This window comes from Paraburkholderia phenoliruptrix, assembly GCF_019511605.1.
Classification (GTDB): domain Bacteria; phylum Pseudomonadota; class Gammaproteobacteria; order Burkholderiales; family Burkholderiaceae; genus Paraburkholderia; species Paraburkholderia phenoliruptrix_A.
The window spans coordinates 193,076-213,958 of record NZ_JAEUAV010000002.1; the positions used below are offsets into that span (position 1 = coordinate 193,076).

General features: G+C 61.4%; 16 protein-coding genes. 10 read left to right on the top strand and 6 right to left on the bottom strand.

Annotation, left to right across the window (positions count from 1 at the left end):
• Window positions 1–25 precede the first annotated feature (25 nt).
• Window positions 26–958 carry a dihydrodipicolinate synthase family protein gene (locus tag JNB89_RS04525; protein ID WP_220361432.1) on the bottom strand — a complete coding sequence of 311 codons (933 nt, stop codon included), beginning with the start codon at window positions 956–958 and terminating at the stop codon, window positions 26–28.
• Window positions 959–1,099: 141 nt separating this feature from the next.
• Between JNB89_RS04525 and JNB89_RS04530 the strand changes: the two genes are divergently transcribed.
• Together JNB89_RS04530 and JNB89_RS04535 are read left to right on the top strand one after the other, a co-directional pair.
• Window positions 1,100–2,113, top strand: a complete 1,014-nt coding sequence (locus JNB89_RS04530; RefSeq protein ID WP_013342758.1) for a LysR family transcriptional regulator — start codon at window positions 1,100–1,102, stop codon at window positions 2,111–2,113.
• A 191-nt stretch (window positions 2,114–2,304) separates the two neighbouring features.
• Entirely contained in the window at window positions 2,305–5,391 is a 3,087-nt protein-coding gene (locus tag JNB89_RS04535; RefSeq protein WP_220361433.1) for a transglycosylase domain-containing protein, read from the top strand.
• A 16-nt stretch (window positions 5,392–5,407) separates the two neighbouring features.
• Here the strand turns inward: JNB89_RS04535 and JNB89_RS04540 are convergent, their stop codons facing one another.
• The 5 genes from JNB89_RS04540 to JNB89_RS04560 all read right to left on the bottom strand — a co-directional run bounded on the left by JNB89_RS04540 (window position 5,408) and on the right by JNB89_RS04560 (window position 11,055).
• On the bottom strand, window positions 5,408–6,634 hold the full coding sequence (locus tag JNB89_RS04540) for an ROK family transcriptional regulator (protein WP_135891329.1): 1,227 nt from the start codon (window positions 6,632–6,634) through the stop codon (window positions 5,408–5,410).
• Between the two features lie 29 nt (window positions 6,635–6,663).
• A complete protein-coding gene (locus tag JNB89_RS04545) occupies window positions 6,664–7,461 on the bottom strand; it encodes an ATP-binding cassette domain-containing protein (protein ID WP_013342761.1) in 798 nt (265 codons plus the stop codon).
• An 87-nt stretch (window positions 7,462–7,548) separates the two neighbouring features.
• Window positions 7,549–8,535 (bottom strand): ABC transporter permease, encoded by a 987-nt coding sequence (locus JNB89_RS04550; RefSeq protein WP_013342762.1) that lies wholly within the window; start codon window positions 8,533–8,535, stop codon window positions 7,549–7,551.
• A gap of 86 nt (window positions 8,536–8,621) precedes the next feature.
• Window positions 8,622–9,626 (bottom strand): sugar ABC transporter substrate-binding protein, encoded by a 1,005-nt coding sequence (locus JNB89_RS04555; RefSeq protein ID WP_013342763.1) that lies wholly within the window; start codon window positions 9,624–9,626, stop codon window positions 8,622–8,624.
• A 397-nt stretch (window positions 9,627–10,023) separates the two neighbouring features.
• Window positions 10,024–11,055, bottom strand: coding sequence for a LacI family DNA-binding transcriptional regulator (locus JNB89_RS04560; protein ID WP_135891330.1), 1,032 nt, complete (start codon window positions 11,053–11,055; stop codon window positions 10,024–10,026).
• Window positions 11,056–11,247: 192 nt separating this feature from the next.
• Here JNB89_RS04560 and JNB89_RS04565 point away from each other — a divergent pair, with 192 nt between their 5' ends.
• From JNB89_RS04565 to JNB89_RS04600, 8 genes are all read left to right on the top strand, one after another.
• On the top strand, window positions 11,248–12,399 hold the full coding sequence (locus tag JNB89_RS04565; RefSeq protein WP_135891331.1) for an ABC transporter ATP-binding protein: 1,152 nt from the start codon (window positions 11,248–11,250) through the stop codon (window positions 12,397–12,399).
• A gap of 11 nt (window positions 12,400–12,410) precedes the next feature.
• Window positions 12,411–14,396, top strand: coding sequence for a beta-galactosidase (locus tag JNB89_RS04570; protein ID WP_135891332.1), 1,986 nt, complete (start codon window positions 12,411–12,413; stop codon window positions 14,394–14,396).
• Window positions 14,397–14,483: 87 nt separating this feature from the next.
• Window positions 14,484–15,737 (top strand): ABC transporter substrate-binding protein, encoded by a 1,254-nt coding sequence (locus tag JNB89_RS04575; protein WP_135891333.1) that lies wholly within the window; start codon window positions 14,484–14,486, stop codon window positions 15,735–15,737.
• 239 nt (window positions 15,738–15,976) lie between these two features.
• On the top strand, window positions 15,977–16,948 hold the full coding sequence (locus JNB89_RS04580; RefSeq protein WP_041729337.1) for a carbohydrate ABC transporter permease: 972 nt from the start codon (window positions 15,977–15,979) through the stop codon (window positions 16,946–16,948).
• 9 nt (window positions 16,949–16,957) lie between these two features.
• On the top strand, window positions 16,958–17,809 hold the full coding sequence (locus JNB89_RS04585; protein ID WP_013342769.1) for a carbohydrate ABC transporter permease: 852 nt from the start codon (window positions 16,958–16,960) through the stop codon (window positions 17,807–17,809).
• A gap of 233 nt (window positions 17,810–18,042) precedes the next feature.
• Complete coding sequence (locus tag JNB89_RS04590) at window positions 18,043–19,278, top strand: Crp/Fnr family transcriptional regulator (protein ID WP_041729338.1); 1,236 nt, start codon at window positions 18,043–18,045, stop codon at window positions 19,276–19,278.
• A gap of 81 nt (window positions 19,279–19,359) precedes the next feature.
• Window positions 19,360–20,124: a flagellar motor protein gene (locus JNB89_RS04595; RefSeq protein ID WP_220361434.1), complete on the top strand. Its 765-nt coding sequence runs from the start codon at window positions 19,360–19,362 to the stop codon at window positions 20,122–20,124.
• A gap of 45 nt (window positions 20,125–20,169) precedes the next feature.
• The gene (locus JNB89_RS04600; protein ID WP_135891335.1) at window positions 20,170–20,874 is read left to right on the top strand and encodes an OmpA family protein; all 705 of its coding nucleotides are present in this window, start codon (window positions 20,170–20,172) and stop codon (window positions 20,872–20,874) included.
• Window positions 20,875–20,883: the final 9 nt, after the last annotated feature.

The following is a 20,883-nucleotide window of genomic DNA, read 5'->3' on the forward strand; positions in this document are numbered from 1 at the left end:
TCCAGCCGCTTGCCGCTACCCGGCCTTACTTGCCCCAGCGCAGCACCAGCGGATCGAGGCGCCGCGCGATCTTCAGCAATCCTTCGCGGGTGGCAGGATGCATCGCGGGCAGCGGATGGCGCACCGCGTCCGAGCGAATCACGCCGCCTTCCTTCATCAGCGCCTTGCACGATGCGAGACCGCCCTGGCGGTTTTCGTAGTTGATGAGCGGCAGCCACTGCTGGTAATGCGCGGCGGCCGCTTCCGTGTCGCCGGCCGCATAGGCGTCGACAATCAGGCGGATGCCGTCCGCATAACCGCCGCCGGTCATGGAACCCGTTGCGCCCGCATCGAGATCGGCCATCAGCGTGATCGCTTCTTCGCCGTCCCAGGGGCCGATAATCGCATCGCCGCCCAACTGGATGAGCTCGCGCAGCTTGTTCGCTGCTTGCGGCACTTCGATCTTGAAATACGACACGTGTTCGATTTCGCGGGCCATGCGTGCGAGAAACGGCGCCGACAACGGCGTGCCGCTAACCGGTGCGTCCTGGATCATGATCGGAATGTCGATCGCATCGGACACGGTGCGATAGAACTCCTCGATGCCACGCTCGCCGATGCGGATCGTGGCGCCGTGATACGGCGGCATGATCATGACCATCGCGGCGCCTGCCTCCTGCGCGCGGCGGCTGCGCTCAGCGCATTGATAGGAACTGAAATGAGTGGTCGTGACGATCACCGGCACACGGCCCGCCACATGGTCTAGCACCACGTGCATCAGCGTGTTGCGTTCTTCGTCGGAAAGCGCGAACTGCTCCGAGAAGTTCGCCAGAATGCACAGGCCGTTCGAGCCGGCATCGATCATGAAGTCGATGCAGCGCTTCTGGCCTTCCAGGTCCAGTTGGCCGGCTTCGTCGAATATGGTGGGTGCGACGGGGAATACGCCGCGCAGGGCGGCGGCAGGGGTGGTCTGGCTCATGGTTCGGGCGCTTTCAGAATGTTATGAGGGGATATAGAGGAACTACCAGCGTCTCCACGACCGACTATACGGCGCTAGAGCGCACGGGTATATTGAATTGTTTCCATCCTGTGATCGCTTTTACGACTCACCGCCGCACTCATGAAAAACACGCTGAACGTTCTGCTGGGCAAACTGCGCATGAAGCAACTGCAATTGCTGATCGCGCTGGATGACCAGAAGTCGCTGCACAAGGCGGCGGGCCTCATGTCGATGACGCAATCGGCTGCGAGCAAAGCATTGCAGGAACTCGAATCGATGTTCGAAGCGCCGCTTTTCGAGCGCTCGAAAAGCGGCATGATCCCCAACCAGTTGGGACATTGCGTGATCCGCCACGCGCGCCTCGTGGCGACGGATCTCACCGCGCTCTGCCAGGACGTCGCTGAAATACGCTCGGGGCGCGGCGGGCGGCTTGCAATTGGCGCGATCATGGGTGCTATTGCGCAGTGCGTGATTCCTGCCGTCAATCGGCTACATGCGGGGTATCCGAAGCTCTCTATCGAAGTGGTCGAGGACACGAGCGCGCGCATGCTCGCGCAACTGGACGACGGCCGTCTCGATCTGGTGATCGGCCGTGCGGCCGTGGCGGCCGATCCGTCGAAATACCAGTATCGTCCGCTCGCGGATGAGCCGCTATCCGTCGTGGTGGGCTATGCACATCCGCCGTGGCCCAAGAAGGAGTTGACGCTCGCGGATCTGGCGGATCATCGTTGGGTGATGTATCCGTCGCATATGCCGTTGCACGCGCTGCTCGAACGCGAGATGGATCTGGCGGGGCTGGCAATGCCCGATAACCGGATTTCCACGGCGTCTACCTTTGTGACCGTCGCGCTTCTGCAAAGCAGTGCGGACTTCGTGTCGTTGTTGCCGACCGCTATAGCTGAAATGTTCATTCGGCAAAAAATGCTGCGCGCGGTACCGGTCAAGCTCAAGTCGCCTTCACAGACCTTTGGCGTCGTGACGCGCAAGGGCGGCGTGCTGTCGCCGCCCGCCGAGCGCTTTGTGGAATTGCTGCGGCAGCACGCCGCCATGCAGGAAGAAGCGCGGCCAGACAAGCCCAAGCCCGCGCCAAAACGCAAGCAGCCCGTTGCGCCGGCGAGGCGAAAAGCCGCCTGAACCCGCGGTTTTGAAAGCGCCTCGCAGACGTCGAATATCGCACGGCAATTCGCGCTTTGCTATGTTCTCGCGGCGGGTGTTGTAGCGGCGACACTGGGGTTTAACCGAACCAATTGTGTGTGTGCGTCCGCGCTACACTCATTAAAGGGTGTCGGATTTACGAGGCCGACTCCCGTCCGGGGAGAGCAGTCATGAATCGGCCATCGGTTCGGTTTCCGCTACGCGCCACCAGCACCGCGTCGGTGCGCAAGTGGTTCAAATGGGCGCTGGCGGCGGCGTTGTTGTTGGGCCTCGCGTGGCTCGTGCGCTTATGTCAGCTCGAAATCGAAACCTCCCGGCTGCAGGCGCATTATCTGTCCGAGCTTACGCGCGACGTCGGCTTCACCGTGGACGAGGGGCCGAGTCACTCCATCCGCTTTCCTGAAGCGGATAAAGGCCCCTACGACACGCGCCTCGGTTATGCGCTGCTGCCGTCCATCCAGCAGCGCCTTCTGCAACGCGGCTTCGAAATCACTGCCCAGGCGCGTGATTCGGAACGCATGCTTTCCCTTGCTGATAGAAGCCTCTTTCTGCCTTACGCGGAGAAAGACCAGGCTGGCCTGCAACTCTTCGACGGTACCGGAGCGCCGCTTTTCAGCGCGAGCTTTCCAGGCCACGCCTACAGCGGTTTCGAGGCAATTCCGCCTGTTATCGTCAACTCGTTGCTGTTTATCGAAGACCGCTATCTACTCGATCCGAATCAGCCGAACCGCAACCCGGCTATAGACTGGGGGCGTTTCAGTCGCGCGCTGGTCGACCAGGGCGCGCGCGTGTTCAATCACCATCAGGCGACGCCCGGCGGCAGCACGCTTGCCACGCAGATCGAGAAATTCCGTCACTCTGCGGGAGGACGCACTGCCACGCCGCCGGAAAAGCTCCGGCAGATTGCGTCGGCCTCGGTGCGTGCCTATCTGGACGGACCGCAAACCATGCCCGCGCGCCGGCAGATCGTCGTGCATTACCTGAACTCGGTGCCGCTTGCCGCGCAACCTGGCATAGGCGAAATAAACGGCCTGGGCGACGGTCTCGCCGCATGGTACGGGCGCGACTTCGCCGAGGTGAACCGCATACTGAGCGCGCCTTCCACCGCGCAGAATCTCCCGGAACAGGGCGAGGCTTTCCGCCAGGTGCTTTCGCTGATGATTGCGCAGCGCGCGCCGTCCTATCTGCTGCATCGCGGCTATCGTGAACTGGAGCGGCTCACCGACAGCTATTTGCGCCTGCTTGCGAATGGCGGCGTAATTCCGGCCGCGCTGCGCGATGCAGCGCTTGCCGCGAACGTGCAATTGCACCGCGCGGCGAAACCGCCGGAAAACACCGGCTCGTTTGTGTCGCGCAAGGCCGTCACGTCGATGCGCTCCAATCTGCTTGCAGCCCTCGGCATTCCGAGCTTCTACGAACTGGACCGGCTCGATCTGCAAGCCACGGGTACGCTCAATAATGCTGTGCAACAGGCGGTGAGCGAACGGCTTGCCGCTGCCGCCACGCGCGAGGGCGCAAAGGTTGCGGGTCTGGTCGGTTATGAAATGCTGCGCGCGTCTGACGACCCTTCGAAGATCGCTTACAGCTTTACGCTGTTCGAGCGGCGCGACGGCGCCAATCTCGTGCGCGTGCAGACGGACAGCGTGAACCAGCCGTTCGACATCAATTCCGGCGCGCGGCTCAATCTGGGTTCCACCGCAAAACTGCGCACCATGGTGACGTATTTGCAGATCGTGGCGCAACTGCATGACCGTTACGCGGCTCGCAGCGCGGCTGAGCTCAAAGCCATCAAGCCTGATCCTGGCGACCAGTTGACCCGTTGGGCACTCGACTATCTGTCCCACACACAGGACCGCTCGTTGCAGCCCATGCTCGATGCGGCCGTGGAGCGCAAGTACTCGGCGAATCCCGGTGAAACCTTCTACACGGGAGGCGGCGCGCAGACCTTCAACAATTTCGAGGCGGACGACAATAGCCGCATTCTCACCGTGCGCCGCGCGTTCCAGCATTCGGTGAATCTCGTGTTCGTGCGATTGATGCGCGACATCGTTCACTATGAGATGGTGCAAACCACCGGACCCTCGTCGCAGTGGCTGAGCGATCCGGCGATCCGCAAGATGTACCTGACGCAGTTCGCCGATCAGGAAAGCCGCGTGTATATGAATCGCTTCTACACGAAGTATCACGGCAAGACGCGCGAACAGGCGCTCGCGTTATTGCTGCTCGGCGTGCGCAAGTCTCCGCCCAAAGTGGCCACCGTATTGCGCAGCGTCGCGCCGGACGAATCCAACGCGTGGTTCAATCAGAAAATGCGAGCCGCGTTGAAAAATACCCCGGCGGCCTCGATGCTCGACGACGAGGATCTCGCCAGGCTTTACTCGAAATACGGCATTGACCGCTTCAATCTGAACGATCGCGGCTATATCGCGAGCGTGCATCCACTTGAACTATGGACGCTCAATTATCTGCGCGAGCATCCGGATGCCACCCCCAACGAGATCCAAAACGCGAGCAAGGACGTACGGCTGCAAAGCTATTCATGGCTCTTCAAGACGCGCTATCACGCTACGCAAGACCGCCGCATCAAACGCATGGTCGAATTGCGCGCCTACGAGGCAATCGGCAGATCGTGGCAGGCACTCGGCTATCCGTTCGCAACGCTCACGCCTTCGTATGCGGCGGCAATCGGCGCGTCGGGCGACAGGCCCGCCGCGCTCGCGCAACTGATCGGCCTGATCGCAAACGACGGCAACAAGGTGCCGACCGAGAGCCTCACGCAACTGGACTTTGCGAAAGACACACCCTACGAAACCCATTTCCGGCGTGCCGCAGTCGCGCCGCAACAGCAGCTTGCGCCGGAAATCGCGGCAACGGTAAAAGGCATGTTGCGCGACGTGGTGACTGGCGGCACCGCGCGGCGTCTGGCGCAGGGCATCACGTTCCCGGACGGCCGCACGCTGCAGGTGTACGGCAAGACCGGCACCGGCGATCAGCGCTTCAATGTCTTCGCGAAAGGTGCGCGTCTTATCGAGTCGCGCAAGGTGAACCGCAGCGCGACATTCGTGTTCTCTTTCGGCGAGCGTTTTTACGGCACGCTGACCGCATGGGTACACGAACCGTATGCCGCGCATTACGAGTTCACGAGCGCGCTGTCCGTGCAACTGCTCAAGTCGATGGCGCCCGCGTTGCAGCCGCTCCTCGACGCAGCGCCTGCGAAGACCGCGTCTGTCGTTGCCACCAATGTTGCAGCGCACTGAAGCCGGCTGCCGCCCATCAATAGGGGGGCTCGGTCGCAGGCTTGAGAAAGAGTTCGTGCACGGGTGCGAAGTGCGCGTACATCGGCAGGATTGCGCCGCCCATCGCGCGAGCGTCTGCGCCGATCGCGCCTTCCAATAGTTGCGGGCGCACCATTCCTTCCCATTCGAACCGGTCGAGCACGCGCTCGGTACGGCGAATGATTTCGCGCACCATTTGCCGGTCCAGTTCACCGTCTATCACGACCGCTTCGAGATCGAGCAATGCGGCTGCGTTGGTGAGCGCGCTGGCAATCGCCGGGCACGCGCTGTCGAGCCATTGCTCGGTGTGCCGCCACATGTCCGGCGACAGCGCGCGATGATCGTGCGCAGCGGCGGGCGGTTTGCCTGCTTCGCTGAGCAGGCGTTCAAGCACGAAGCCGGATGCCGCATGCAGCAGTTGGCGCGCGGGCTTGCGCGCGTTGGTCTCGCGTAGCGGAATCGAGCCTACTGCGCCCGCGTTTTCGTGCGGCCCGCCATGCAGGCGTCCGTCGATCACGAGTCCGCCGCCGATAAAAGTGCCTACGAACAGATACAGAAAATTGTGAATGCCACGTCCCTGGCCCATCACCAGTTCGGCGGCACACGCCGCGGTGGTGTCCTTTGCGAATTCCACCGGCAGACCCGTCATCGTCGCGATGCGTGAGCGCAGGTCGATCTCGTGCCACGCATCGAGCGCGTCGGGCGGCGCGCCGAGAAAGTCGCGCCATCCACCGAGCCACAGCGGCGCGGCAACGCCGACGCCGACCACCTTCTCCGCATTCGCGCCCAGTGCCTGATTCACGCGCGCGAGCCTGGTTTCCAATGCGGGAAAGAGCGTGCGCGGATCGGGATACGGGTACTCGAACACGTCGCGGCTGACCACGCGGCCGGCGAAGTCCATTGCCAGCACGTCGAGACTGCGGCGTCCTACCTTGATGCCGATGGTGTACGCACCGCCCGCGCGCAACGCAATGGGCACCGACGGCTGGCCGATTTTTCCGCGGACGCGCGCCTGCTTTTCCAGCAGCCCGTCGTCGATCAGGCGATCGACGATCATCGACACGGTCTGCATGGAAAGGCGCGTGAGGCGGCCCACGTCGGCCTTCGGCAGCGGCCCGTGCAAGCGGATCGCCTGCAGCACGATGCGTTCGTTGAACTGCCGCATGCCGACCTGGTTCGAGCCGACCGTGCGTTTGAGGGACGGGCGCATGCCGGTGGTATCCATGACGGCGGGCCCTCAGCGCAATGATTGCATCATGCAATCGCCTTGACGTCGGCTTCTTTGGCGCCGGTCATGATGGCCACGGCCTCCGACATATGCACGTCTTTCGTCCTGACGAGCGCGGCACGCCGTCCGAGCCGCTGAATGTGAATGCGGTCCGCCACCTCGAATACATGCGGCATGTTGTGGCTGATGAGAATCACCGGCAAGCCGCGGTCGCGCACGCGGCGAATCAGTTCGAGCACCATGTTGCCTTCCTTCACGCCGAGCGCGGCGGTGGGCTCGTCGAGGATCACCACATGCCGGGCGAATGCAGCACTGCGCGCCACTGCAACGCCCTGGCGCTGTCCGCCGGAAAGCGTTTCGACTGCCTGGCGCATCGAGCGAATGCCGATTTGCAGGTCTTTCATATGCGCGGTCGCTTCTTCGAGCATGCGGCGTTTGTCGATCATCTTGAAGATCGAGCCGCGCCAGCCAGGCTTCAGCAATTCACGCGCGAGAAAGAGATTCTCCGCAATGCTCATGGCCGGCGCGACGGCAAGCTCCTGATATACCGTTTCAATGCCCTGGGCGCGTGCATCCAGGGGGCTGCGAAACTTTACTGGCTTTCCGTCGAGCAGAATTTCGCCTTCGTCCGGCACCGTTGCGCCAGACAGCGCCTTGATCAGCGAAGATTTGCCCGCACCGTTGTCACCGATCACGGCGAGAATCTCGCCGGGCAGCACCTCGAAATCGCAACCGTCGAGCGCGGTCACGTTGCCATAGCGTTTGACGAGCCCCCGTGCCTGCAAGACGGGCAGCGGGGCGGAAGTGGAAGTAGTTGTCGACATGACGTGCTCCTCGCAGCCTGGGTGGGCGCGCAATCGGGTGCTTACGCGCTAGTCCAGGCGGCATGCAAGATGATCGCGGTGCAGTGCTCAACCGCGGCGATGTGAGAGTTTGTCCGCGGCTACCGCGAGAATCACCAGCATGCCGGTGATCAAAACCTGGTAGACCGAAGAAACGCCGATCAGGGTCAGGCCGTTGCGGAACACGCCGACAATCAGCGCGCCGAGCAGCGTGCCCGCAATCGAACCGCGTCCGCCGAAAAGACTCGTGCCGCCCAGCACGACCGCGGTGATGCTGTCGAGGTTCTCTGTCTGACCCGCTTGCGGGTCGCCCACGCCGGTACGCGATACCGCCAGCAAGGCGGCAATGCCGTAGATCGCGCCGGCCAGCGTATAAACGGTCAACAGGATCTTCTGCGAGGACAAACCCATCAGCCGTGCGGCCTCGGCGTTATTGCCGAGCGCATACAGGTGCCGGCCGGGAACCGTGTCGCGCAGCACGAACCAGGTGGCCAGATACATCAGCAAGGTGAGCACGGTGCCGTAGGTTACATCCGCGGGGCCGAGCTTGAAGGTATTGCCGAAGAACATGATGGCGTCCGGCAGATTGGACACGCTTTCCGCGTTCGAGTAGATCTGCGTGAGTGCAAACGCAATGTTCAGCGTACCGAGCGTGACGATGAACGCGGGCAGCTTGATGCGCGTGATCAGTACACCGTTGAGCACGCCGAACAATGTACTCGCGCCAATGCCGCAGAGAATCGCGACGACCGGCGGCAGGCCCAGCGTCACCGCGAACTTGGTCATGATGATGGAGCCGAACGCCATTACCATGCCGCAGGAAAGATCGATGCCGCCCGTCAGCACGATCAAGGTCTGACCGATGGCGATGACCGCGACGACCATGGTCTGTTGCAGGATCAGCGAGAGGTTCTGGAACGACAGAAAGCGGCTGCTCTGCGAAATGAAGAACGCGCATGCCAGCACGAGCGCAATGAGCGGCCCGACTTCGGCGAGCGACGGCAGGCGGTCGAAGAAATGGCGCGGATGGCCCGCGGGCGCGGATGGAGTCGACATGATGATGTCCTCGAGACATGAGCGCGGCATGCGCCGCGCGGCGAATCATTCGGCGGCCCGATACGCGGGCCGCCATTCAGTGCGCGTTACTTGTTGCCCCAGCAGTTGTCGAGGCCGAACTTCGTATCTTTGCTGTCGATGCCGGACATCGGCTTGTCGGTAATGAGCGTCACGCCCGTGTCCTGGTAGCCCGACACTTTCTTGCCGGTCTTTGCGTAATCGACGCCGGCCGTCACGCCGAGCGAGGCCATCTTCAGCGGATACTGCTGCGAGGTTGCGGCGATGGCGCCGGCCTTGACGTTGCGCACGCCTTCGCAGCCGCCGTCGATGGACACGATCATCACGCCCTTTTCTTTGCCCGCTGCTTTCAGCGCACGGTACGCACCCGCAGCCGCCGGTTCGTTGATCGTGTACACGACGTTGATGTCCGGTGCTTTCTGCAAGCAGTTTTCCATTGCCGTCTGGCCTTTTGCCTGATCGCCGCGCGTGTCCTGGCTGCACACAATGGACGGATCGCCTGGCTTCACGCCGAAGCCTTCGAGAAAGCCGTTATGGCGCAGCACGCCCACGGAAACGCCGGGCGCGAGGTCGAGCGTCGCGATCTTGGCGGGTTTGCCGTTCAACGCGGCTTTCGCGTATTTGCCGATCAACACGCCGGCCTTGAAATTGTCGGTGGCAAAGAGGGCGTCGGTGGCGTCCTGCGGATCGGTCGGCGTGTCTAGCGCGACGACCATGACGCCCGCTGCACGCGCTTTCTTGATGCTCGGCACGATCGCTTTCGTGTCGCTTGGCGTGATCAGAATTGCTTTCGCACCGGCCGTCATCATGTTCTCGATCGCGGTGACCTGACTCGCGTTATCGCCGTCGAATCTGCCGGCAGCGGTGATCAGCTTTGCGCCGTCTTTCGACGCGGCCGCTTCGGCGCCCTGCTTCATCTTCACGAAGAACGGGTTGGTGTCCGTCTTGGTGATGAGGCCGACGACCGGCTGGTCGGCCGCCTGGCTCACGCTCGCACACCAGACGGCCGAGGCCGCTACGCACAGCGGGATCACTTTCCTGGCGACAGGAAGCCTGCGGGACTTCAGATTCATGGGACGCTCCTCCGGTTATTGGCAATGAATGTCGCGTGCGACTGCAAGCGGTTGCACACGCGAACGCTGCGCGGTCGCAACCTGGACGGCGGCTTGTTCGAACGGGTGACGCTAGTCGAAAGACGCCGCCTAAATCACTTTGGTTGATTTAGTACAGCAGGCGCGAGTGTGCGCGTCAAGCGATGCCGTGAGTGGGCGTGGGAGGGTGGTTCGCCTTGGGCAAGCGCGAAAAGCCTTGTCCAGCAGGCCTTTCGGAGATTGTTGCGATGCAGCGGGGAGCGAGCCGGATTGGGGAAAATCCTGGCTGCGATGAAAGCAAGACGAAAGCAAATCGGCATACATCGGACCATGTGACGACGTGGGTGCCGATCGCTTCGCCACGAGTGTTAGCGAAGCCTCAACTCGAGCGCGGTGTGCCCGTGGACGCCCGCACCACCAGTTTCGGTGCCGACGAAACGCGCATGGGCACTTTGGTCTTGCCGCGTGCCCGCTGTCCGTACGACGATTCGATCAGCTCGCGCAGTAACGACACCGCGAGGCCGGCCACTTCGACGGTCGGCACGGCGACGGTGGTCAACGCGGGCCGAGATTCGCGAGCGAGTTGAATGTCGGTGATGCCGATCACCGACAGATCTCCCGGCACGGCGAGGCCCAGGTCCGCGGCCGCGTGCATTGCGCCCAGCGCCGGCAGGTCGTTGGTCGCGAAAATCGCGGTGATTCGCGGATCGGCTTCGAGCAACGCACGCGCGGCCGTATAGCCGCCGTGGACCGTGTCCGCTGCATGCTTGACGCGGCTCTTGCGCACGCCTCGTGCGCGCAGCGCGTCGAGGAAACCTTCGTAGCGCGCGGCATGAATGCCCGAGACCTTGCTGCCGACAATCGCCCCGACTCGCCGATGACCCAGCTCGAGCAGATGCTGGCCTGCCAGTTCGCCGGCCAGACGAAAATCGACGGCGACGCAGGGCAGGCCCGGCGGCTCGTTGGGCCGCTCCCACATGCATAAAACCACGGGCGTGCCGCGCGATTCGATCACATGAAGGTCGGCGAACTGCAAGTTGGCGTTCGTCACCAACACGCCCTCGGAGAGCGTGCCGGCAATCTGGTCCAGGTACGCGCGGCCTGTCACGGGATCATCATTAGTATTGCAGATGATGACGAAGTGGCCGCTCGTGCGCGCCGCACGTTCGACAGCGAGCGCGAACTCCGGATAGAACGGATTGGCGATGCTCGACACCATGAGTGCGAGCGTGGGCGCGCGGCCCTCGGCCAGCGCGCGAGCGGCGAGATGCGGCCGGTAGCCGAGGGCATCGACAGACGCAAGCACGCGTTGGCGCGTCGCCTCACCGACGCGGCCGCGGTTGCGCAGCACGTTGGATACGGTGGCGGGCGTGACGCCAGCATGACGCGCGACTTCGCTAAGTGTGGGCATATCTATTCATTATTTGGGATGGCTGCCCGGCATTTGCATCAAAGTACAAGGCACGGCACCATTTGTCGCACTGACAAAACGACATGGAGACAGGGCAAGAACCGGCGATCGCACTGCGATCGATTTTTTCGGGCTTGCTGATTAAGCGCTTAATCTCCGTCGTCGAGCCGATTAAATCACGGAGTCGATGCGATGGCGAGCATTTCGTTAAGAGGCGTGCAGAAAGCGTATGGCGAGGGTGCGCCGGTGATCCGCGACGTGGATCTGGAAATTGGCGAGAACGAATTCTGCGTTTTCCTCGGACCTTCCGGCTGCGGTAAATCCACGTTGTTGCGCATGATCGCCGGGCTCGAAGACGTGACCGATGGCGACCTGTTCATCGGCGGCAACATCATGAACGACGTGCCCGCTGCGCAGCGCGGCGTGGCCATGGTGTTTCAGAGCTATGCGCTCTTTCCGCACATGACCGTGTTCGAGAACATGGCCTTCGGATTGAAGCTCGCCAAAACTCCCAAGGAAGAAATAGACCGCAAGGTGCGTGAAGCCGCGCGCATTCTGCAACTGGAAGCGCTGCTCGACCGCAAGCCGAGAGCTTTGTCGGGCGGCCAGCGGCAACGCGTTGCAATTGGCCGCGCAATTGTGCGCGAGCCGGGCGTCTTTCTGTTCGACGAGCCGCTTTCCAATCTCGACGCAACCCTGCGCGGCCAGACTCGCATTGAAATTGCGCGGCTGCATAAGCAGTTTGCGAAGGCGAGCGTGGTGTACGTCACGCACGACCAGATCGAGGCAATGACGCTCGCGGACAAGATCGTGTTGCTGCATGCCGGCAAGGATACCGAGCGCCACGGCAGCATCGCGCAGATCGGCGCGCCGCTCGAGTTGTATCACCGTCCGAAGAGCCGCTTTGTCGCCGGCTTTATCGGTTCCCCGCGAATGAACTTTTTGCCGGCAAAGGTGGCTCGCGTCGACGCGCAAGGGGTGGTCGTCACACTCGACGCTACTCAGGAAACCGTGCGTGTGCCTGTGGATGGCGCGGCGCTGCAGCTCGCCCAGGCGGTCACGCTTGGCGTGCGCCCCGAGCACCTGGAATTTATCGACACGTCGGCCACTCATGACGGCGCCGTTCTGACGCGCACCGTCTCGCTCGTCGAGCAACTCGGCGAACACAGCTATGTGCACCTCGATCAACCCGGCGGCGCCGCGCTGATTGCAAAAGCGCCGGGCAATACGCGGCTCGCGCCCGGAGATCGCGCAAATTTGCGCGTGCCGCACCATGCCACGCATTTGTTCACCGAAGACGGCTTTGCGGCCGTTTCGCTCGAATCCGTCGAACACTACGCATAAAGGACATTCGGATGCGCCTTGGAGTCTGCTATTACCCGGAACACTGGCCAGAGTCGATGTGGGAAGACGACGCGCGCCGCATGAAAGCGCTCGGCATCGAGCAGGTGCGAATTGCCGAGTTTGCATGGAGCCGTATTGAACCGACGCCTGGCGAATACGATTGGGCGTGGCTCGATCGCGCGGTAGAAGTACTGGGCGCGGCTGGTTTGCAGGTGGTCATGTGCACACCGACGGCGACGCCGCCGAAGTGGTTGATCGACCGTCATCCGGACATCTTGCCGATTGGCGCCGATGGCCGTCCGCGCGCGTTCGGCTCGCGGCGTCACTATGACTTCTCGTCGCCTTCGTATTTTGCGGCCTCGCAAAAGATCTGCACGGCGATTGCCGAGCGTTACGGCAAGCATCCGGCCGTTGCGTACTGGCAGACCGACAACGAGTTCGGTTGCCATCACACCGTGGTGAGTTATTCGCCGGCCGCAGTTGCGCGGTTTCGGGAGTGGCTGAGAGCGCGCTATAAAACGGTCGACGCGTTGAATCGCGCGTGGGGCACGGTCTTCTGGAGCATGGAGTACCGCAGTTTCGACGAAATCGACGCACCGGTCGCAACCGTCACTGAAGCGCATCCGTCGCACCGGCTCGATTATCGGCGCTTCGCGTCCGACGAGGTCGCGCGTTATAACCGCATGCAGGTCGAGATCATTCGCGCTCATTCGCCGGGGCGTCCGGTCGCGCACAACTTCATGCAGCTGTTCACCGAGTTCGATCACTACAAGGTTGCCGCCGATCTGGATGTCGCCACGTGGGACAGTTATCCGCTAGGCGCACTCGAAGAGCAATGGTTCGCGCCCGAAGTAAAAGCGCGCTGGTTGCGCAGCGGTCATCCTGACTTCGCGTCGTTCAATCATGACGTGTACCGCGGCATGTCGAAGCTGCCGTTCTGGGTCATGGAACAGCAACCCGGTCCGGTGAACTGGGCGATGTGGAATCCCGCGCCGCTTCCTGGCATGGTGCGTTTGTGGAGTTGGGAAGCGTTCGCGCATGGCGCAGGCTGCGTGTCGTATTTCCGCTGGCGTCAGGCGCCGTTTGCACAGGAGCAGATGCACGCTGGCCTGAATACGCCGGATAACCGGCTCGACGTGGGAGGTAGCGAGGCGGAGCAAGTTGCCAAAAACATTCGCACAGTACTTGCAGCGAACGCCGACGCCAATGCCGCGGTTCGGTCGAAAGTCGCGCTCGTGTACGACTATGAAGCGAAGTGGCTGTTCGAGATTCATCCACAGGGTGCGGACTTTCACTACCCGCGCTTCGCATTCGAGTACTACTCCGCGTTGCGCGCGCTAGGTCTTGATGTGGATGTCGTGCCCGTCGACGCATCGTTCGACGGCTACAGCATGATCGTGGTGCCGCCGCTGCCGATGGTGCCTGCGGATTTTGCGGCTCGTCTGGCAAGCTCCGGCGCGCAAGTGGTGTTCGGGCCGCGCACCGGTTCGAAGACGCAGGACTTGCAGATTCCGGCGAATCTTCCGCCTGGTCCGCTCGCAGACGTGTTGCCGCTGCGAGTGTGGCGTGTCGAATCAATGCGGCCCAACGTGACTGAACCCGTGTTGGGCGCAGGCACGCAAGAGCCCGACGCGGCGATTGGCCATGCGCGTCATTGGCGCGATTTAATTGAAAGCCGTGACGCGCATGCATTCGACGTACTCGCGCGTTTTGCTGACGGCCACCCTGCGTGCGTGCGAAGCGGCGCGTTCCATTACTTCGCGAGCCTGTTCGACGACTCGCTCACTGTTCGGCTGTTCGCGCAGATCGCACAGCGCGCAGGTATCCAGACGCATCCGCTCGGCGAAAGCGTCCGCATTAGCCGGCGCGGCGCGCTGACCTACGTGTTCAACTACGGCGATACAGCGCACACGCTTACCGATGTAGCCGAAGACAGGTTCGTAATCGGTTCGAGCACAGTACCACCGCAGGGCGTAGCGGTTTACCGATCCAACTGAGCAGTTAGGTAACGGGACGTTTTCAAGCCGGCATTGCAAACACTCACGACAACGACGCAAGATCAAGAAATAAAGGAGACAGGTAGCATGAAAATGAAACCACGCAAGGTTCTGCTCACACTCGCGCTCGCTGCAGCCGCAATCGGCACGTCGGTTCTCAGCCCGGCGCAGGCTGGTACGCTCACGGCCAACATTGCGTTTAAGGGCGCGAGCCAGCGCGCCGTCTGGCAATCGGTAGTGGACGACTTCAGGAAAGCTCATCCCGGTATCGACGTAAAGGTGTCGTTTATCGATGAAGAAGCGTACAAGGTGCAACTGCCCGGCTGGCTTTCGACGGTCGCGCCGGACATCGTCAACTGGCATGACGGCGAGCGCATGGCCTATTACGCGCAGCGCGGTCTTTTTGAGGATCTGAGCGGCGATTGGACGAAGAACGGCTGGAACGAGATGTACGCTTCGACGAAAGAAGCGTCTTCGTACAAGGGCAAGCAATATGCGGCGCCCACCGTGTACTACTCGTGGGGCATGTTCTATCGCAAGGACCTGTTCCAGAAGGCGGGCATCTCGGGCGAACCGAAAACGTGGGACCAGTTTCTGGACGACTGCAAGAAGCTGAAGGCAGCCGGCATTACGCCCATTGCCGTGGCGGGCCGCGATGCATGGACGCTCGCCGGCTGGTTCGATTATCTCGACCTGCGGCTGAACGGCAACGCGTTTCATCAGAAGCTGATGGCGGGTGAAGTGCCTTACACGGACGCGCGCGTGAAGAAGGTTTATACGACGTGGAAGCAACTGATCGACGCCGGCTATTTCATCGACAACTCGCTCTCGTACGATCTGGACGCCGTGCAGCCGTTCCTGTTCCAGGGCAAGGCCGCGATGATGTTGATGGGCACGTTCATTACCGCGGGCTTTCCGGCGAGCGTAAAGCCTGAAATGGGCTACTTCCAGTTCCCTATTATCGATGCCAACGTGCCGACTGCGGAAGACGGTCCGGTGGAATCGCTGCATATTCCGTCGAAGGCGAAGAACAAGGCAGACGCACACACGTTCCTCGCTTTTGTCGAGACACCGGAAATCGGCGCGAAGCTGGCCAAGGGCCTCGGCTCGCTATCGGCGAACAGCAAATCTCCCGAGCCGGAAGACCCCATTTCGAAGATCGGTTTTCAGATCCTTGCCAATACAAAGGGCGGAATTGCGCAGTTTTACGATCGCGACATGACGAAGGAAATGGCCGATGAAGGCATGAAGGGAATGCAGCAGTTCGTTTCCGATCCGTCGAAACTGGACAGCGTGCTTGCGCAACTCGAACAGACGCGCAAGCGTATCTATAAGAAGTAGGCAACGGTGACGGCCGTCGGGCCGCTGACTGTTGTATCTGGCGGGAGCGGGGCGCTCCGGCCGACAGCTTTGCATGGGGCCTGAGTAAGCGCTAAAGCGCCAACTCAGGCCGACAGCTTTGCATGGGGCCTGAGTAAGCGCTGAAGCGCTAACTCAGGCCGACAGCCTTGCATGGGGCCTGAGTAAGCGCTGAAGCGCTAACTCCGGCCGACAGCTTTGCATGGGATCGGAGGGTCATCTTGTCGCATTCCGTCACCCGCCATACTGTAGGCGGTTCCGTTGCACCGGGCGGTTCCGGCTTGCCGGCGCCGGGTAGCGCCTCGAGTGCTCACGCGCGCGCGCCGGGGCGCCGTCCCTCGCCCACCGCGCGGCGCCAGCGGCGTGCCGCCTTTCTGTTTCTCGCGCCGGCTTGCGTGATGGTCGCCGTTTACGTGATCTGGCCGATCCTTTCGACTATCCGCCTGAGCTTTTTCAACTGGGACGGCATGACCGAGCCGACCTTCGTCGGCCTCGCCAATTACGTCGAACTGTTCAACGCCCCGACTTTCTACACGGCGCTCAAGAACAACCTCATCTGGCTGCTGCTCTTTCTGCTCGCTCCGCCAATGGGGCTCGCGGTCGCGCTGTATCTGAACCAGGCGGTGGCGGGCATTCGTATCGTCAAATCGCTATTCTTTGCACCGTTCGTGTTGTCAGGCGTGGTAGTCGGGCTGATCTTTTCGTGGTTCTACGACCCGACTTTCGGTCTGCTCGCGATGATTCTGGGTCACGGCGTGCCGGTACTCGGCGACCCACGCTATGCGACGCTCGGCATCGTATTCGCCGCACTGTGGCCGCAAACAGCCTACTGCATGATTCTTTATCTGACCGGCCTGACATCGCTCAATGCCGAGCAGATCGAGGCGGCACGCATGGAGGGCGCACGCGGCTGGTCGATGCTGTGGCACGTAATCCTTCCGCAATTGCGGCCCACCACGTTCATGGCCATTGTCGTCACGATCATTGGCGCATTACGCAGCTTCGACCTCATATCGGTGATGACCGGCGGCGGTCCGTTCGAGAGCTCGACGGTGCTGGCCTACTACATGTACGACCAGGCAATAAAGTACTTTCGCATCGGTTATTCGGCGGCCATTGCGGTCGTGCTGTTCGGCATCATGCTGGTGTATATCGTTTATCACTTGCGGCGAATGCTGCGCGCGGAGCAATAAGGAGCCACCATGTTTCCCGTTCCAATCGACAAATGGAAACCGGCTGCGCGCCGCGCCTACAAACTGACTTTGCCCATCGCATTGCTGATCTGGCTTCTGCCGATGATCGCGGTGCTTGTCACATCGGTGCGCTCCACGGAAGAACTTAGCGAAGGCAACTACTGGGGCTGGCCCAGGCACTTCGCGCTAATCGAAAACTACCGCGAGGCGCTCACCACCTCGCCGATGCTGCATTACTTCTGGAATAGCGTGCTCATTACTGTGCCTGCGGTGGCCGGCTCGATAGCACTCGCGGCAATGGCGGGTTTTGCGCTCGCAATCTATCGTTTTCGCGGTAATTCCGCGTTGTTCGCGACGTTTGTCGCAGGCAATTTCGTGCCGGTACAAGTGTTGATGATTCCCGTGCGTGACCTGTCGCTGCAACTCGGCCTGTTCAATTCCGTCAGCGCGCTGATCCTCTTTCATATTTCGTTTCAAACCGGATTTTGTGCGCTGTTCCTGCGCAACTTCATCAAGCAGCTACCGTTCGAACTGGTCGAGGCAGCGCGAATTGAAGGCGCGAACGAATGGACAGTGTTCTTCAGGATCGTGCTGCCGTTGATCCGGCCCGCGCTCGCGGCCTTGGCGATCCTCGTTTTCACTTTTGTCTGGAACGACTACTTCTGGGCGCTGTGTCTAACGCAGGGCGATGACGCCGCGCCGATCACGGTGGGCGTGGCCGCACTAAAGGGCCAATGGACGACCGCATGGAACCTGGTCTCGGCGGGCTCCATTCTGGCTGCGCTGCCTTCGGTGGCGATGTTCTTCGCAATGCAAAAGCACTTTGTTGCCGGCCTGACGTTTGGCGCGACCAAGGGTTGACGCAGCCGACGGCGCGTTCTACGAGAGCCGTCGGTAAAGAATGAGCGTTTCGCTGACGGATGCCGCGCCTTCTAATCGGTACTAGCAAACGTTTGCTCGATTTTCACCACGTTTGCCCTAATTAAAGATTGGGACGAGTTTGTCGTTATCCCGTGAAATAAGTCAGACCGTCGAACTGACTCGTGCTTGAAGAAAGGCATGCGCTGGACCAAAGCTCATCGGGGGTACCAATCTTGAACCAACAACGCTCGCCATGGACGCGCACTGCGGCTCCGGGGGAAGTCATCTATTCCGAAGGCTTCGTGGGCGACGCCGTCATCTACGTGATTGCAGATGGCAAAGTCGAAATCTCCACGCAGTGCGATGAAAAAAAGGTCATTCTGGCCACGCTCGGCAAGGGCGAATTCTTCGGCGAAGCGGCATTGTTGCCGCCTGAGCCGCGAGCCCACACCGCCAAGGCGCTGAGCTTCTGCCAGTTGACGGCTATCGCCGGCGGTATCGTCGAAGAGGAACTGGAGCGCGTGTCGCCGCTCCTGCGCCACATCGTGCGCACGATGATCCGGCGCGTGAAAAAGAAAGACGACATACTCGCGACCAATACGCATGCCGACTTTCTGCCTGGTGTGCTTTCCTACGCGCATGTTCTGTCGTTGATGGCAGGCGCCGAGATGAACGACCGCTTCGATGCGCGCGCACGCCGCCCTCAAAACGAAGAAGTCTCCATTCCGCTTTCCGAAGTCATCAAGAAATGCAACGCGATTGCGGGCCATTCGCGCCCGCATGTGATGGCCATGCTCAAGCGCATGGAAAAGCTCAACCTCGTGTCGATTGAAGCGGGGCGCTCCGAGCGGCTGAACAACACGGCCGGACGCTACTCGGCGAACGACGGTGCAACGGGCCGCCAACTCGTTACGTTCGATCCGGTGAAAATCACCGACCGCGCGCAGCAGGTGGCCGACCATGACCTCGACGTTTCGATCAGCAGCGAACTTGAGCTGATCGAACTCGACGACCTCGAAGCGCTGATCGGCGTGGACAGGAAGGTGATTCTGAACAAGCTCTCCCACGCGGAAATCGCCGAAGACATCTTTGCTTTCCGCAAGTCGAAAGTGCTCAATTATGTCGAGGAGAAGGGCTTGAGCTACTTCTCGCGCCGCACCGCGCGCGGTGCCGCCGAGTTGAAATCGCTCGACGACCTGGAGTTCATCGATCAGCGAACCCTGTTCGAAGCAGTGAGCGCGTTCGATACCTATGACCTCGCGAAGCTGCTTTCGGCGTCTGCCGGCCAGCCTATTGACGAGCGCCTGCAATCCGTCATGACTGAAGCGCGCAAGAAAGAAGTGTCGTGGGTGATGCGGCGCGAGATCAGAATCGATCCGGTCGAAATCGTGGAGATCGAGCAGCGCTTCATTGAAACGGTTCGGGCGCTCAAGTCACCCGCGGCGCACGCGGCACCGGCCGAGTCCTGATGCCCGTTCCGTTCGCTCGGCATGAGCGGACGTAACGTCCAACTGTAATTTGCAGGCTCGTGCAGCCGCTCGCGGGGACGTATGGATCTTTTGACGGTATTTGGCGTAGTGTTCGGGGTGGCGGCAATCGTCGCGGGCTTCTCGCTGGAGGGCGGCAACTTCACGTCGCTGATTCAGCTCGAGGCGTTTGTGATCGTGCTTGGCGGCACGTTGGCCGCGGTGATGATCCAGAACACGTGGGCGCGTTTCTACGACGGCGTGAAGCTGCTGCGCTTCGCTTTCGTGAAGGCGCGCCAAGTGGATCGCAAGAGTCTTTCCATTCTGCTCGAATGGGGCGACCAGGCGAAGGTGAACGGCATGCTGGTATTCGAATCGATCGAGGCGAAGGGCATCAGTCCGTTTGCCAAGCGAGGTCTCGAACTGCTCGCGAACGGCGTGACCACGGCGGTGCTCGAAGATGCATTGCAACGGGAAGTCGACGCTTACGAGCGCAATTGCATGGCGGCGGCCCGTATCTGGCAACAGGCCGGCGGTTGTGCGCCGACCTTCGGTATTCTCGGGGCCGTGCTCGGCCTGATTCAGGTGACCGGGCATATGCTCGAGCCGTCGCAACTGGGGCAGGGCATAGCGGTCGCGTTCGTTGCGACGCTGTACGGTCTCGCACTTGCGAACCTGGTGTTTCTGCCGCTATTCGGCAAAATCCGCGCACAGGTGGACAGCGAATTGCGTTTCAGGCGTCTCTATCTGGACGGTTTGCTCGCCATCTCGCGCAAGGAATCGCCGCACACCATCGAAACGCGTCTGGCGGGCGACGTGCGCGAGCGCTCTGCTGAACTGCTCGGCTAGTGGCATCGAAAAAAGACAGGCACAACTGATCGCGGACTCGTGTGTATGAGCACAACCACTGGCAGCAAGCGTCTCACGACGGACGATAGCAGGCACCATGACGGGCACGATAACGGCGAGCAGTCGGACCGCTGGCTGATCTCGTACGCCGATCTGATTACCACGCTAATGGTGCTGTTCCTCGCGCTCTATGTATTGCAGCTCGCGAAAAACAGCGAGTTGCAGATCAAGACGCTTCAACATCGTGCTGTGAAGGAATCTGTGGACGTGCAGCCTGCTGCCGATGCAGCGAACGCGAAAGAAGCCGCGAAAGAAGCCGCGAAAGAGCAGCTTCTCTCATTGCTCGCGCCGTTGCAGGACAATCGCCAGATCACGATTGCGCACTCGCCGCAAGGCGTGGAAATCGCGATCAATGCAAAAGTACTGTTCAATTCCGGCGATGCGCGCCTTTTGCCGGAGTCGTACGGCGTGCTCAATCAGATTGCGACCGTACTGCGCGATCGCGCGAAAAATAACATTCTGGTGGAAGGACACACCGACAGCCTGCCGATAGCCACCGCGAAGTACGAATCCAACTGGGAGCTGTCGTCCGCGCGCGCGGGGGCCGTCGTGCGCTTTTTTGCGGACAAGGGCATTCAGGCGCACCGCATGGCCGCAATCGGCCGTGCCGACAATTTCCCGCTGATTATCGGCAACGACGCGGTGGCCAACGCCGCCAACCGCCGGGTAACAATACTGGTCGAATACTAAGTGCCGTGC